The organism is Streptomyces sp. NPDC089919, from assembly GCF_040684615.1.
In the GTDB taxonomy this organism is placed as follows: Bacteria; Actinomycetota; Actinomycetes; order Streptomycetales; family Streptomycetaceae; genus Streptomyces.
On the sequence record NZ_JBFBGK010000022.1, the window covers coordinates 49,978 to 64,869 of the forward strand.

9 protein-coding genes are annotated in these 14,892 nt (G+C 74.8%); 4 read left to right on the forward strand and 5 right to left on the reverse strand.

Translation table 11 applies throughout. The features are described from left to right. Positions 1 to 7 precede the first annotated feature (7 nt). Positions 8 to 1,042 (forward strand): cobalamin-dependent protein, encoded by a 1,035-nt coding sequence (locus AB0O40_RS12515; protein WP_365039141.1) that lies wholly within the window; start codon positions 8 to 10, stop codon positions 1,040 to 1,042. Then, positions 1,039 to 1,449 carry an STAS domain-containing protein gene (locus tag AB0O40_RS12520; protein ID WP_365039038.1) on the forward strand — a complete coding sequence of 137 codons (411 nt, stop codon included), beginning with the start codon at positions 1,039 to 1,041 and terminating at the stop codon, positions 1,447 to 1,449. Before AB0O40_RS12515 ends, AB0O40_RS12520 begins: the two co-directional genes overlap by 4 nt. A gap of 107 nt (positions 1,450 to 1,556) precedes the next feature. Here the strand turns inward: AB0O40_RS12520 and AB0O40_RS12525 are convergent, their stop codons facing one another. Then, a complete protein-coding gene (locus AB0O40_RS12525; protein ID WP_365039041.1) occupies positions 1,557 to 2,333 on the reverse strand; it encodes a ricin-type beta-trefoil lectin domain protein in 777 nt (258 codons plus the stop codon). A 173-nt stretch (positions 2,334 to 2,506) separates the two neighbouring features. Here AB0O40_RS12525 and AB0O40_RS12530 point away from each other — a divergent pair, with 173 nt between their 5' ends. Beyond that, positions 2,507 to 5,662 (forward strand): BTAD domain-containing putative transcriptional regulator, encoded by a 3,156-nt coding sequence (locus AB0O40_RS12530; protein ID WP_365039043.1) that lies wholly within the window; start codon positions 2,507 to 2,509, stop codon positions 5,660 to 5,662. 109 nt (positions 5,663 to 5,771) lie between these two features. After that, positions 5,772 to 6,743 carry a zinc-binding dehydrogenase gene (locus AB0O40_RS12535; protein WP_365039046.1) on the forward strand — a complete coding sequence of 324 codons (972 nt, stop codon included), beginning with the start codon at positions 5,772 to 5,774 and terminating at the stop codon, positions 6,741 to 6,743. Positions 6,744 to 6,838: 95 nt separating this feature from the next. Here the strand turns inward: AB0O40_RS12535 and AB0O40_RS12540 are convergent, their stop codons facing one another. The 4 genes from AB0O40_RS12540 to AB0O40_RS12555 form a co-directional block, all read right to left on the reverse strand. Next, entirely contained in the window at positions 6,839 to 7,147 is a 309-nt protein-coding gene (locus AB0O40_RS12540) for a hypothetical protein (RefSeq protein WP_365039049.1), read from the reverse strand. A gap of 388 nt (positions 7,148 to 7,535) precedes the next feature. Beyond that, positions 7,536 to 8,912, reverse strand: coding sequence for an FG-GAP-like repeat-containing protein (locus tag AB0O40_RS12545; protein WP_365039052.1), 1,377 nt, complete (start codon positions 8,910 to 8,912; stop codon positions 7,536 to 7,538). A 746-nt stretch (positions 8,913 to 9,658) separates the two neighbouring features. Beyond that, the gene (locus AB0O40_RS12550) at positions 9,659 to 14,230 is read right to left on the reverse strand and encodes a hypothetical protein (protein WP_365039055.1); all 4,572 of its coding nucleotides are present in this window, start codon (positions 14,228 to 14,230) and stop codon (positions 9,659 to 9,661) included. Further along, a complete protein-coding gene (locus tag AB0O40_RS12555) occupies positions 14,227 to 14,700 on the reverse strand; it encodes a hypothetical protein (protein ID WP_365039058.1) in 474 nt (157 codons plus the stop codon). Before AB0O40_RS12555 ends, AB0O40_RS12550 begins: the two co-directional genes overlap by 4 nt. Positions 14,701 to 14,892 lie beyond the last annotated feature (192 nt).

A 14,892-nucleotide genomic window follows, 5' to 3' on the forward strand; every position in this document is an offset into this window, starting at 1 on the left:
CGCCGACCTGACGGCCCGGCTGTGGGAGGCCGTGGCGGCGGGCGACGAACGGGCCGCCGCGCTGGTCGTCGAGGACGGCCTGGCGTCGGGCCTGGACGCGGAGCAGCTGCTGCTCGACGTGATCGCCCGCGTGCAGGCGCGGGTCGGCGAGGAATGGATGGCGAACCGTTTCACCGTCGCCCAGGAGCACGCCGCGACCGCCATCAGCGAGCGCATGGCGGCCCTGGTGGCCCGGCACCCCGGCGCGGCCCGGACCGGACGCGCCCGCGGCCGGATCACCGTGGCCTGCGTCGACGGCGACTGGCACGCGCTGCCCGCCCGGCTGCTCTCCGAAGTCCTCACGCTGCACGGCTGGCAGGTCGACTACCTCGGCGCCCATGTGCCCGCCCACCACCTCATCGGCCACCTGCACCGCACCGGCGCGGACGTGGTCGCCCTGTCCGCGTCCGTACCCACCCGGCTGCCCGCCGCCCACGCGGCGATCACCGCCTGCCAGGCGGTGGCCGTACCCGTGATCGTGGGCGGCGCGGCCTTCGGCGGCGACGGCCGCTACGCCCGGCTGCTCGGCGCCGACGCCTGGGCCCCGGACGCGCGCACCGCGGCCCGGGTCCTGGACCGCGGGCCGCTGGCCGCCCCGAAGCCCGACCACCAGGTCATCGACGACCTGCCGCACCTCGCCGACCAGGAGTACACCCTGGTCACCAGGGCCCGGCCGCGGCTGGTCAGCGCGGTACTCGCCGGGCTGGCGGACGCCTACCCGGCCGTCCGGGCCTACGACGACGCCCAGCGGGAGCGCACCGCCGAAGACCTGGCCCACATCACCGAATTCCTCGCCGCCGCCCTCTACACCGGCGACGCCGCCCTCTTCACCGACTTCCTGCTCTGGACCGCGGACGTCCTCACCGCACGCGGGGTCCCGGCCGCATCGCTGCCCCCGGCCCTCGACCTCCTCGGGCGGCAGCTCCAGGACTTCCCCCGCGCCACCGCCATGCTCCGCACCGCCACCGACCGCCTCATCACCACCTACAGGAAGGCCAGATGAGCACCGCCTCCCCCGATCCCCTCCACCTGACCTGCGTCGTCGGCGCCGACAGCATCCGCATAACGCCGTGCGGCGAGCTGGACCACAGCAGCGCGCACCTGCTCCTGGACGCGGCCGCCCGCGCACTCGGCGGCCACCCGGACGCGCGCGAACTGCGCCTGGACTGCGCCGGGGTCACGGGCATCGACGCCCTCGGGCTGTCCAACCTCCTGATGCTGCGCCGGCGTACCGACGCGGCGGGGGTCCGCCTGTACCTGGAGAACCGCTCCGCCCGCCTGGAACGGCTCCTGGAGCTCACCGGCACGCTGGAACACCTCACCGGCACGGTGGCCGAGGGCGAGCCGGCCGAGGACGGGCAGGCGCACCCCTCACAGCCCCGCTCGGCACGCCCCGACGCCCTGCGCTGACCGCGGCGGCCGCCCGCCTGCGACGAGGCCGGCCCCGGCGCCGCCCCCCGGGTACGGGGGTGCGGTGCCGGGGCCGGCCGTCGTGCTGGGGATGGTGGTGGTGCTGGTCAGGCGGTCGGGAGTGTCCACTGCTGGTTGCTGAGGCCGTTGCAGTCCCAGATGCCCAGCGGTGCGCGGTCCGCGGCGTTGAAGCCGAGGTTGTCCAGGCACTTGCCGGACTGCGGGTTGCGCAGACCGCCGTCGGCGGTCCGGGTCCACTGCTGGTTGCCGCCGCCGTTGCAGGTGAAGAGCTGCACGATGGTGCCGTTGGCGGTGCCGTTGTGCTTCACGTCCAGGCACTTGCCGAGGGCGACGATCCGGCCGTCGGAGACGATCGACCAGGTCTGCGCGCCGGTCCCGTTGCACGGGAAGATCTGCACCGGCGTGCCGTCCCGGTTGGAGCCGTTGTCGACGTCGACGCACTTCCCGGAGAAGACACCGACGATCGGACCGGTCACGGCGGTCGGCTGCGGCGGGTAGGTGTAGATCAGCGCGTTGTTGACGAACGTACCGCCCGAGCAGCCGACGCTGGAGGTCCCGCTGCCGTTGACGATGTTGCCGTACGCGAGGTAGCCGGGTTGGCTCACGTCCCAGGTGCGACAGACCACGTACAGGTACCACCGGGTCCCCGGGTCCCGGGTACAGGTCGCCGTGGCGAACGCGCCCTGCACCACCGGCTTGCAGGTGTCGGCCGCCTGCGCCGACACCGCCGCCGCGCCCGCCCGGACCCCGGGCGCCCCCTGCGCCGAGGCCGGTGCGCCCGTCAGTCCGCCCAGGCACAGCGCCATCAGGACCGTCAGCACCAGGCGCCGCAGCGCGGACCCGTCGGCCGTCCGTCCTTGCATGTCGTCCTCCCCATCGATGGTGGCCGGGCCGCCGTCCGCGGCCCGGTGCGCCCATCCTCGGCGGCGCCCGTATACGTCCGCGCATACGACGGCATATGCGGGTCGGCGATACTGGCCACCCCGGGTCACCGGGCGCCAACCGCCCACCTGTGGGCCCGAGTTGAAGGAGAGCCGTGCAGCTACGCGTCCTCGGTCCGCTGGAGGCCGGGTCCGGTGACCGGGTCGTTGCGCCACCCCGCCGGCTGGCCCGGGTGTTCCTGGGCACGGTCGCCCTGCGCGCCAACACCAGCACCCCCGCGGACCTGCTCGTGGAGGCGCTGTGGCCGGACGGCCCGCCCCGCTCGGCCGCCGCGAACCTCCGGCAGTACGCGGCCGACCTGCGCCGGCTGCTCGCCGCCTGCTCGCCGGACGGCCCGGCCCTGAGCTCGGCCGCCGGCACGTACACGCTGACCGCCGGGCCGCAGGGCCTGGACGCGCTCGCCTTCACCGCGCTGGCCGCCGAGGGCCGGCGGGCGCTCGGCGAAGGGCGGGCCGGCGCCGCCGCCGAGGTCTTCACCCGGGCGCTCGGCCTGTGGCGCGGCCCCGTGCTGGCCGGACTCCCGCTGCCCCCGGCCGTACACGAGCAGGCCCGTGCCCTGGAGGACGCCCGGATCGGCGCTCTGGAGGACCACATCGAGGCCCGGCTGGCGCTCGGCCGGCACGCCGAGCTGGTCGGCGAACTGCGCGGCCTGGTCGAGGAACACGCGTTGCGCGAACGGCTCTGGGGTCAGCTGATCCTGGCCCTGTACCGGAGCGGTCGCCAGCACGAGGCGCTGGACGCCTACCGCCGCCTGCACACCCTGCTGGACGAAGAACTCGGGGTGGCCCCCGGCAGCTCCAGCCGCGCACTGCACCAGCAGGTCCTGCGCGGCGACCCGGCCCTGGACCTGCCCCGCGCCGACACGGGCCCCTCCCCGGCGGCCGGCCCGCCGGCGCCCTGGCAACTCCCGCCCGGCCAGCAGCCGTTCGTCGGACGCACTGCCGAACTCGACACCCTCTCCGCGACCATGCCGGAGGGCACCGCGCACCCCGGCCCCGCCGTCCTGGTGGCGGTCACCGGGCCCGCCGGCGTCGGCAAGTCCGCCCTCGTCCTGCACTGGGCCCACCGGGCCCGGGAGCGGTTCCCGGACGGCTGCCTCTATGTCGACCTGCGCGGGTACGGCCCCGACCGGCCGCGCCGGCCCGAGGAGGTCCTGACCGAGTTCCTGCACGCCCTCGGCACGGACCTGCCCCGGGACGCCGCCGGCTCGGCCACCGCGCTGAGCGGCCGGTTCCGGTCCGCCGTCAGCGGCCGCCGGATGCTCCTGGTACTGGACAACGCCCACCGCGCCGAGCAGGTCAGGCCCCTGCTGCCCGGCGACTCCTGCGGCGTGCTGATCACCAGCCGGGAGAGCCTGGGCGGTCTGGTCGCCCGGGACGGCGCCCGCCGGATCACCCTGGACCTGCTCCCGCTGGACGATGCCGTCCGCCTGCTCGCCGGCCTGGTCGGCGACCGCGAGGACAGCGCCCGCGGCGCCCTCGCCCCGCTCGCCGAGCGCTGCGCCCGGCTGCCCCTCGCCCTGCGCATCGCGGCCGAACTCGCCGCGTCCCGGAGCGCCGCGACGCTGACCGAGCTGACCGCCGAACTCGCCGACGAGCACCGGCGACTGGACCTGCTCGGCGGCGACCACGACCCGTTCACCGACCTGCGTTCGGTGCTGTCCTGGTCGATCCGGCACCTGCCGCCGCCGGCCGCCCGGGCCTTCCGGCTGCTGGGACTGCACCCCGGACGGCACGTCGACCCGCACGCCGTCGCGGCCCTGACCGGCTCCTCCCCCGCCGACGCCCACCGGGTCCTGGACGAGTTGCAGCGCGCCCACCTGACCCAGCCGGTCGGCCCCGGCCGCTCCACCTCGCACGACCTGCTGCGGGACTACGCCCGGGAGCTGACCGCGAGCCAGGACGCCCCCGCGGAGCGACGCGGGGCCCTGGAACGCCTGCTGGACCAGGCCGCCCACACCGCGGCGGCGGCCATGGACCTGCTCTACCCGTACGAGAGCGGCCACCGCCCTGCCGTCGGCCGCCCGGCCGTGCCGGGCCCGGAGCTGGACCGGCCCGAGCGGGCCCGGGCGTGGCTGGACGCGGAGCGCGCCAACCTGCTCGCGCTCGCCGGCACGGCCGCGGAGGGCGACTGGCCCGACCGGCTCGCCACGCTGTCCGCCGTGCTCCACCACGACCTCCAGGTGACCGGCCGCTACCCGGAGGCGCACACGCTGCACGGTCTGGCGCTGGCGGCGGCGCGTACCGAGCAGGAGCGTACGGACGCCCTGCTGCGGCTGGGCGTCACCGAGTACCGGCTGGCCCGCTACCCGCAGGCGCTGGAGCGGCTGACCGCCGGCCTGAAACTGGCCGTCCGCCGCGGTGACCGGCGGGCGGAGAGCACGGCGCTGCACAGCCTCGCCCAGGTCCACGAGCGCCTGGGGCGGATGCCGGAGACCTTCGAGCACCACCGGCGGGCGCTGGCGCTGCGCCGGGAGCTCGGCGACCGGCCCGGTGAGGGCTCCTCACTCGGCAACCTCGGCCTGGTCCACGAACGGCTCGGCCGGTTCACCGAGGCGTTGGAGCACTACCGGCGGGCCCTGGACATCCACCGCGCCACCGGATTCCGGTCGGCGGAGGGCGACATGCTCAACAACATCGCCATCGTGCACCGCCAGTCCGGGCGCCTGGCGGAGGCCGTCGCCGGCCTGGAGGCCGCCCTGCGGGTCTACGAGGAGATCGGGGACCGCGGTGGCGCGGGCGCGGCGCTGAACAACCTCGGCCTGGTCGAGGTGAACCGGCGCGACTGGGCGGCCGCCGGCCGGTACCTGGAACGGGCCCTGGAGGTGCACCGGGCGATCCGCAGCCCGGCGGCGGAGACCGAGACCCTGAACATCCTCGGCCTGCTCCACCTCGGGTCGGGCCGGCACGCCCAGGGCTCGGCCTTCTTCCGGCAGGCCATGACGCTCGCGGCGCGGCTGGGCGACCAGGGCAGCCTGGCCAACGCCCACCACGGCCTCGGCGAGACCCTGCTGGCCCTCGGCGAGGCCGAGCAGGCGCTCGCGCACCACCGGACCGCGCTGGAGCTGGGCCGGTCCACCGGCAGCCGCTCCGACCAGGCACGCGCCCTCGCGGGCTCGGCCCGCTGCCTGCTCCAGCTGGCCAGGTCCGAGGAGGCCCGCGCCGACCGCCGGGCCGCGCTGGCGCTCTACACCGAACTGGGCCGGCCGGAGGCGGCCGAACTGGCCGCGGCGCTTGGCGAGGACGCCTGAGCCGTGTGTGAAGGGTGCGGAATGATCATTTGACCTCAAGTGCACTTGATATCTGAGGCTTGTGGCACGGCCGGCGGAGAGTCCGGTGGCCGGAACGGAGGCGGACGTCATGCGTGCGGCACAGGTGATCGAGTTCGGTGGCCCGGAGGTACTGGTTGCGGCGGAGGTGGCCGAGCCGGTGGTGGGACCGGGGCAGGTGCTGGTCGCCGTGGCGGCCGCGGACACGATCTTCGTGGAGACCCAGGTGCGGAGCGGCTGGGGCCGGGAGTTCTTCCCCGTCACCCCGCCGTACGTGCCGGGCGGCGGTATCGCCGGCACCGTCCGCGCCGTCGGTGAGGGCGTGGACCCGGCGTGGACCGGACGGCGGGTCGTCGCCTCCGTCGGCTTCACCGGCGGCTACGCGGAGCTGGCCGTGGCCCCGGTCGAGGCACTGGCCGTCGTACCCGACGGGGTCGGCTTCACCGACGCCGCGGCCCTGGTGCACGACGGCGTGACGGCGGCCAAGCTGTTGGACGCCACGGCCGTCCGGTCAGGGGAACAGGTGCTGGTCGTGGGCGCGTCGGGCGGCATGGGCACCGTACTCGTCCAGCTGGCGAAGGCCGCGGGCGCCAGGGTCGTCGGCGTGGCACGCGGCGGGCGCAAGACCGCCCTGGTGCGGGAGTTGGGCGCGGATGCCGTCGTCGATGCGACCCGGCCCGACTGGGTGGATCAGGCCCGCGACGCACTCGGCGGCGCGGGGGCGGATGTCGTGCTGGACGGGGTGGGCGGCGAGGTCGGCCTGGCCGCGTTCGCCCTGGTCGCGAACGGCGGCCGGTTCTCGGCCCACGGCGCCCCGACGGGCGGCTTCGCTCCGGTGGACCGGGCGGACGCCGAGGCCCGAGGTGTCCGCCTGCTCGGTATCGGAGACGTCCAACTGGCGGCCCACGAACACGCCGAGCTCGCAGCACAGGCCCTGCACGCCGCGGCGAGCGGCGCCCTGCGCCCGGTGATCGGCGCAACCTTCCCCCTCGAGCGCGCCGCATCGGCACACGAGGCGATCGAGTCCCGGGAGCTCCTGGGCAAGACGGTCATCACCGTCTGACGTGACTGCCGCCGACTCGGCGAAGCAAACGCAGGACGCGTCGACCGAGGCGACGGCCCGGGTGGTGATGCCCCTTCAGCATCTGTCGGTACGAGTCACTTCGCAGCCCGGTTCTCCCGCGCCGACCGGAGGCGGAGAAGTTCCTCGGCGGAGCAGCCCGAGTCAAGGTCTTCCACCAGGCAGAGATTGAATCCCTGCTCGTCACGTTGGACCAGAGCCGACATGAGGCAGAAGCCCTCCGGAGGATCGATGCTCAGAGAGACCGTATCGCCGCTGGTGAGACCGTCGTCGGCAAACATGGAACCAGCAGCGTCCGGCGAACTGAAGAAGCTCCAGCGCCCGGTTGCAGCGTCCGGGCATGATGTGCCACCCAGCATCGCGCTGTTCAGCCTCTCCCCCGTCATGCCGCGGTCCGCCCCCAGGCGGAGAAGGGCGCCACCCGGGCTGCTCCACTCACCCACGAGCGCCGACTGGTCAATGCGAGCCGCGCCTCCCCCTGAATCAGCACAAGCAACGCAGGCCCACACCAACACGGCGACCAGAGCCGACCACCGTCTCACTGAAGCTCTCATCGACATCCCCCACACCTGACTGAACGCGTTCAGAATAGATCGGCAGGCTCGGACGATCCCAGGCGGGAGGTCCGTGTCGCATGACTACGGGCCAAGGGGAGCGCGCCGACCCAGAACGAGGCGCCCCGGCGCCCGGTGCGCAGGCACCGCCGCCTCCCCAGACGTGGGCCGGCCCCGCGCCGGGCGGCCCGGGTCCGAGGCCCGTCACGAGGCTGGTCCGCTACTTGGCGAGGAAGTCGCCGAAGTGGGCCGAGCCGTGGCCGCCGCCGAGGTTGAAGGACTTCGAGCCGGTGCCGGTGAGGCCCTGGGGCGTGGTGGGGAGCTGCCAGAGGCGGCCGACCCAGTTGTCCTCGCCGGGGCCGCCGACGTACGCCTCCGCACGGCCGTCGGCATTGCCGTCCACGAAGGTGACGCTCTCGCCGAAGTGGTCACTGGTCTCGGAGGCACTGGGGACGCCCGCGGTGCCCTGGGTGACGACCTGGGCGCCGGTGGTGGTCACGCCCGCCTTCCCGCCGCGCAGCAGCGTGATCGAGCCGGCGCCCCACGGGCCGGTCCCGACCGTTTCACGGGGGGCGCCGACGAGGACGTCCGCGTAGCCGTCCCGGTCGACGTCGCGCAGGGCCACGGCGTAGCCGAAGAGGTCGCTCTTCTCGTTGACCCCCGGCACGCCGGGGGTGTTCTGGTCGATGAGCCGGGCGGGGAGGGTCTTGCTGACGCCGTCCGGGCCGCCGTAGGTGACCGAGATCGCACCGTGCATGTCGCCGTCGAACATGGAGTCGGGGGCGGCCACGACGTCGCGGTAGCCGTCGCCGTTGATGTCTCCGAGCTCGACGCCCAGGCGGGCGTCGAGCGTGCCGCCCTTCTTCAGGCCCGCGCGCGTGCCCTTGAGCACGATGCCCCGGTAGCCCTCGGACATCTTGGTGCCGGTGCCCGTGGCGATGATGTCCGCGATGCCGTCGCCGGTGATGTCGTCGACCTGGACGCCGTCGACGGCTACCCCGTCCATCGACTGGGTGTTGCGGAACACCGTCGAGGCGGGCGCCCCGGTCGCCCGGTCGAGCGGGCCGTACTGGATGCGCAGGCCCCAGTGCTCCGCCTCCGGACCGCCGTTCCGGCCGGCGATCACGAGGTCCGCCTTGCCGTCGCCGTTGACGTCGCCGGCCGCGATGGTGTTGGCGGCGCCGGCCTGCCGGATGGCGGTGCCCCCCGAGATGCCGGCGGCGCTGCCCCACAGAACGAGCGGCGTGCTGGCCGAGCCGCTGAGGATCACGTCGTCGTAGCCGTCTGCGTCGAGGTCGCCGTACGAGGCGTCGAGACCCCACCCGCAGCAGTCCCCGGTCGGTTCGCCCGGGATGCCCGGGGTGGCCCGGCTGACCAGCTGCTGCTTGTCGTACCGCAGGCCCGTGGCGGAGCCGTACACGATCGAGACCAGGCCGACCTTCTTCACGCCGCCGACCGTGGCGTTCGGGGCGGCGATCGCCAGGTCCGGGTATCCGTCGCCGTTGTAGTCCGCGTCCGCGCGCACCAGCGGCTTCGCGCCGGCCTGTTGCGCGGCCTGGGCCGGGGCCGGACCGGTCACGGCTGTGAGCACGGCCACGGCAACGGCCGTAGCGGACAGGTACCTGCTGCTGCGCAAGGCGTTCCCCCCTCTTCGTCCCCGGACGGATTCGCCCCGGGTGGATCCCGTTTCCCGCCCTGTCCGACACGTGCAACCCGCGGAAGGTTGGTGTGAGCCCGGTCACGTCGCTGCCTTGTCGGCTCGTCAGCTGGACGGCCCATCCGGCCTCTCAGCACCTCGCGCCACCCGGCAGTGGCCCGAGGCCCGGCAGTCGTCACCGTCTGCACCACGTAGCCTGCGGTGGAAGCAGCTCGAAGCAGTCGGGGATCTCACCGGGGAGGCGCGGCAGTTGTCACACCAGGGCGATGAGTGGGTCGTTCGGGTACCGGTGCGCAGCATTCCTCGCGAGGAGCTGGTCGCGATGCTCGGCGAGCAGACCCCGGCATGCGGACCTGCCCGTGAAGCCCTGGCTGCGGGAGGTGCCTTCAGTGTCGGGGACGGTCTGGTCCCCGCCGGCCGGCACGCGGGGGTGTTCGCGAGACGTTTGCGGGGCGCTGCTCGGCGTGGCCGCACCGTCGGGGGCCTGGCCGCGTCGGTCGACATCCTCCGGCAGGTCGGGGAAGAGCGCGTCCTCACCGGTCTCATCGACTCCGTGGACGGCTCGTCCGCGTTCACGGTCTTCTTGAACTCTTCCGCGACCGAAGTGCTGGCCTGTGCAGGTGGGCTCCGGCCCCAGTTCCTGCCGTCGGCAGACACACCTGAGTGAGAACGTTGGGGGCGGCCCGTCAGCCTGCTGGGAGCGGGGTCGGGAGGCTGGGGAAGTAGGGGGCGCTGCCAGGAGGTGGTGGGGAGGGGGCCGGGGCCAGGGCTGGGCAGACCTTGCGGAAGGGGACGCCGGGGGCTATGGTGCGCCACTCCTTGATGGTCGGGTTGCCGGCGGCGAGCCGGCAGGCGCGGGCGACCGGGTCGCGGAGCGTCGCGGCGAGGCGGGAGATGTTCCAGACGATGCTTTCGCCCGGGAGGTTGTACGTGGTCAGCTTGGTGCCGTCCGGCGAGAGGCCGAGGGCGCCGGGGGCCTTGGCCAGCGTCGCCGAGGCGACGATGTGCGCATCGCCGGGCTCGCGCACGTCCCAGTACAGCAGTTGGGTCCCGGAGCCGGGACCGATGACGAAGGTGTCGTCGCCGCCGAAGACGTACGGTCCCTCCCGGTTGCTCTGCGGCAGCGCGCCGAGGTAGACGGGCCGCTCCGGTGCCGACACGTCATAGAGGAGCCCGCCGTCCGCCCCGTACCGGCCGACGACCAGCAGTCGGCCGTCCGAGGAGAACGTGCGGGGTTGGGCGGAAGCGAGGTCGCCGCCGTCCGGGGCCGGCAGTTCGGCCAGCCGCTTCGGGTGCCCGGGAACGGTGACGTCGTAGAGGAACCGGTCCACCGCCAGCACAGAGCCCCGAGGGGCGGGCAGCACGACCGGTGTGGCGATGTCCGTCGCCATCTTGACCGTGCCGGCCCGACGGGGCCGCCCTTTCTGGGAGAGGTCCCACAATGTGGCCGCGCCCTGCGAGCCGACCGCCATCACCGCGCCGCGGAACGCGACCTCCAGGGGGAGGGAGGCGTCGGCGGGTCCGGCCCGGAGCCGGGACTCGACCGCGGGGCGGGCGGGGTCTCGCACGTTCCACACCGTGAGGGTGCCCCTGGGCCCCTCCGCCGCCAGCCGGCTCCGGTCCGGCGAGAGCCAGATCCCTTCGTACGAGAAGCTGCCCGGCGGGTCGGTCCGTACCGTGCCCGTCCGGCGGCCCGCCCGGGCTCCCGTCAGGGCGACCAGGCTCAGTTCGTGCTTCTTGGTGGCCAGGGCCAGCGTGCTCCCGTCCGCGGCGAGGGCGTACGGCACCGCCGTCTCGAAGTAGCGGTAGTAGTCCGGGGCGGCCAGGGTCAGGGGCCGCCCCGCGATGACGGGTGTGAGCCGGTCGGTCAGCGACCAGAAGCGCACCGACCCGCTCGGGTCGCCGGTGACCAGGGTGGAGCCGTCGGGTGTGAAGGTCACGGCCGTGACCGGCGCTGCGTGGCCGCTGAGGACGGCGGTACGGACCGGTCGGATCCGGGAGACGTCCCATACCGTCGCCGTCTGATCGGTGCTGCCGAGCGCGAGTCGGCGTCCGTCCCTGCTCAGCGCCAGCGCCCGGACCGGCCCGGCATGACCGCTGATCACGGCCGCCGGTCCGGCCGTGACCGCGGTCGGACGGTCGCCGGTGGCCCGGGTGACGTCCCACAGGCGGACCTGGGAGTCCTCCGTGGCCACGGCCAGGACGGTCCCGTCGCGACCGAGGCACAGGGCGCGCACCGCGTCGCCGGTGCCCTGCAGCGCGCCCAGGCGTCGCGGGTGTCCGGGATCCGAGGTGTGCCACAGGTCCACCGTGCCGTCCTGCCACCCCAGGACGAGGAGGTCCGCACCCGGGCCGAACGCGGCCGCCTGTACGTTGCTGCGCCGCTGCGGGAGCCGGGCGCGGAGGCGGGGGGTCCCGTCCCCGGGCGCCAGGGACCAGAGCACGGTCTCCCCGACGGTGGAGGTCACCAGCATCCGGCCGTCAGGACTGAACGCCGACTCCTCCAACAGTCCGCGCATCGGCAGGGCGTGGCGGCCCCCGGGCCGGGGGCGGCTGCGGTCGGCGAGCGAGAACCGCCCCAGGGACCGGTCGGAGTCGGCGCCGGTCAGGAGCAGCGAGGAGCCGTCGCCGATCCAGACCGCGGGGTTCCCGAAGAAGCTCTTCGTGTGGGCCACGACCTCGGCGAGCCGGCTCGGATCCCCGCCTTTCGAGGTGTCCCACAGGCTGACCGCACCGTCGAACTGGCCCACCGCCAGGGTCCGGCCGTTGTCGCTGTAGGAGAGCGAGTCCACCCAGCCGAACGTGCTCAGGGATCCCTCGTACTGGGTCCTGGCGAGGACGTCCATCAGCGTGGCACGGCTCTGCGGGGTGGGGTGTTCGCGGTGGGCGGCGACCGCCAGCAGCAGGGCGGCCCTCGGGTCGGTGGCGACGTCGGCCCGGGCGGCGGCCTGGAGTTGCCGATCCTGTGCCTGCTCGCCGTTGGCCCGGGCGTGCGCGCGTTGCTGGAGGGCCAGGCCCGCGGCGATGAGCGCCAGGCACAGCAGGGCGCCGGTGGCGCCGAGCAGCAGGCGCAGCCGGTGCGTGCGGCGCTGTTCGGCCGCCAACTGGGCTCGTTCGCGGTCCCGTTCCTCGCTCGCCAGCTGCTCGCTGGCGGCCAGGAACTCGCGTTCGCGGGGGCCGACCAGCCGGTTGTGGCTCTGTCCGGCGTACCACTCGGAGGCCGCGGCGAGCCGGGCGCCCCGGTAGCAGTACTCGGGGCTGCGTCCGGCCAGGTCCCAGGCGTGCGCGGCGTCGGTCAGCTGCTGCCGCGTCACCAGGGCGGCCCGGTCCTCCTCGATCCAGTTCCGCAGCCGGGGCCAGGCGCGCAGCAGCGCCTCGTGGGATATCTGGGCCGTGTCGCGGTCCATGGTGACCAGCCGGGCCCCGGCGAGCCGGTCGCGTACGGCGAGGGCCGTGTCGCGCTGGGCCTCCGTCCGGTCCGCGAGCAGTTCGTCCAGGGCGATCCGGCGGCGTACGGCCTCCTCTCCCCCGCCGGTGAGGGTGACCATGCCGAGCAGCAATTCCCGCAGGGCGGTCCGGCCCGGTGCGTCGAGCTCCTGGTGGATGGCCTCCGCGGTACGGGCCACGGATTGCCAGATGCCGCCCGTGGCGGCGTAGCCGGCGAGGGTCAGGGTCGCCCCGCGTCGGCGCACCCAGGTCTCGCGCAGGGCGTGGGCCAGGAACGGCAGGGCGGAGCCGTGGTCGTGCCCGCCGCCCTCGCGGGTGTCCTGGAGCAGGACGTCGACGAGTCCGGCCTCCAGACGCAACCCGGCGTCGTGCGCGGGGCGGGTGATCGCGGCGCGCAGCCCCGCTTCGTCCATGGGCCAGACGTTGTGCAGGGTACGCAGGGCGGGGCGCAGCGCCGGGTGCTCGAGGCAACTGCCGTAGTGGTCGGCGCGCAGTCCCAGGACCACGCGGGGCGCGCCGGCCTGGCCGTGCGGGCCGGTCGCGGCGTCCGGGCACAGGGCGCGGAGGAACCGGTCGCGCTCGGCCGCGTCCCGGCACCGGGTGAAGACCTCCTCGAACTGGTCGACGACCAGCACCCGGCAGGTCCCGTCGTCGGGCAGGTGCCCGGCGGCCAGCTCCTGCTCGATCGCGGCCCGCGGCCGGCCTGAGGCCCTGGACCAGAGGTCGGCGAGGGCGAGCAGGGGATGCGGTCCGGGAGCCGGCAGCAGCAGCGGGGGCCAGGCGGTCGAGGGGTCCGCCTCGTAGCGCCGTTCGAGCCCGGCGAGCAGTCCGGCGCGCAGGATGGAGGACTTGCCGACGCCGGAGGCCCCGACCAGGACGAGCGGTGGCGGCCCGCCGCCTTCCGCCGGGCGCCCGGCGCCGCTCACCTCGTCGAGAAGGTCCTCGACCAGGGGCTCGCGCCCGAAGAACCGCCGGTGGTCCTCGGCGCGGAAGGCCTCCATGCCGGGATACGGGCAGGTGGTGCCGTCCGCCGGATGCACCGGGGCGGGCAGTGACGCGGCGGGTGACGGGTACGCCGGGTTCGCGGCGATGACGGTCTCGCCGACGCGCCCTTCGCTCTGGCGGTGCGGGCGGGCCGGTCCGTCCTGGAAGACCCGGTCGAGGTGGGCGTAGGCGCCGTCCAGGGTGAGCCAGGCGGGGGCGGAGGGGTCGCCCTCGCGGAGCAGGCGCAGCAGCTTCCCGGTGAAGAGGGTGTGGGGCTCGTCCGGTGGCGCGAACGCGACCTCGTAGAGCGAGGCGGAGGTCAGCAGGAAGCTGCCGTCGGGCCGTGCCCCGGCGTAGGGGTCCCGGGCGGATCCCGTGGACGCGGTCTCCGCGAGGCCCGAGAAGCAGCAGTCCAGCACCACCACGGCCCGCGTCCCGCTGTCGCTGAGCGTGTCCCTGATGACCCGGTAGGAGGCCGATCGTGCCACGCTGCCGGCGGCGCTGGCCGAGGTCGCCAGGTACAGCTGGTCCTGCGGGCCCAGCAGGCCGTGCCCGACGAAGACGAAGAGCACCGGACCGCGGGCGCCGGCGGCGGCGCGTTCGACCGCCTCGATCACCTGGCCGTCGTCGGCCGGATCCAGGATGAGCTCGATCTGGGCGGGGTCCATCCCGCAGACCTCGTGCAGGGCACGGGCCAGGTCGCGGACGGTGGTTTCCACGCTGGGCAGCGCGGCCAGGCCGGAGGCACCCGTGTGGGCGCCGGTGCCGACGACCACGGCGCGGACACCCGGGCCGGCTAAGTCACCGGCCCGCCTCGACGCGGTCATCGTCGCCGGGTGTCGGAGCCGTCCGGTTCCTGGCCAGGTGCGTCACCCGTTTCCCGGGGCGCGACGGCGGGCGGCAGTTCCTGCTCCGGGGGCCCGGCGGGCGCGGGCGTGCCCAGGAGGGCGGCGATCTGTTGGGCGAGGTCGCCGGTCTGCTGGGCGGTCAGGCCCTTGACCCGCTCGGACGTCACGGTGACCTCGGTGCCGTCCGGCCGGGTGAGCGTGACCGTCTGGCTGCCCCTGCGGTTCTGCACCCAGGCGACCACGGCGGCCGCCAGCACGGTGGCGACGCCGCCGGGTGCCAGCAGCACGGTCACCCACTCCGTGGGCGTGCCCATCGTTCCGCGCTCGGCCGTCGCCGCGGAGCCCCGCTTCACGCGGCCCCGCAGGTCCTGCTGCCGGACCAGCCAGCCCCTCAGGTCGTCCGTGCCGGCCCGCCCGGCGTCGTCCTGTGCTCGGATGGCGATCTGCATGCTTCTCCCGCCGTGGAGGGAACCGAGGAGCGAACTGGCCCTGACTGTACGGAAGATCGTCTCACAGCCCGGCGCGGCGGGGCGTGGTGGCCGGCTCGTCGCGGGTGTTCGTGGGGAAGGGGCCCGGGTAGTCGGGGGGACGGCCCACCCAGGCCCGCGTCGCGCTACCGCAGGGGGGCGGTGCATGCCGTG

What these genes read in the sequence shown, in the direction of transcription:
- AB0O40_RS12555 (WP_365039058.1), bottom strand. Translation starts at nt 14,700, where the DNA reads ATGCAGATCGCCATCCGAGCACAGGACGACGCCGGGCGGGCCGGCACG.
- AB0O40_RS12520 (WP_365039038.1), top strand. Translation starts at nt 1,039, where the DNA reads ATGAGCACCGCCTCCCCCGATCCCCTCCACCTGACCTGCGTCGTCGGC.
- AB0O40_RS12550 (WP_365039055.1), bottom strand. Translation starts at nt 14,230, where the DNA reads ATGACCGCGTCGAGGCGGGCCGGTGACTTAGCCGGCCCGGGTGTCCGC.
- AB0O40_RS12540 (WP_365039049.1), bottom strand. Translation starts at nt 7,147, where the DNA reads ATGACGGGGGAGAGGCTGAACAGCGCGATGCTGGGTGGCACATCATGC.
- AB0O40_RS12525 (WP_365039041.1), bottom strand. Translation starts at nt 2,333, where the DNA reads ATGCAAGGACGGACGGCCGACGGGTCCGCGCTGCGGCGCCTGGTGCTG.
- AB0O40_RS12535 (WP_365039046.1), top strand. Translation starts at nt 5,772, where the DNA reads ATGCGTGCGGCACAGGTGATCGAGTTCGGTGGCCCGGAGGTACTGGTT.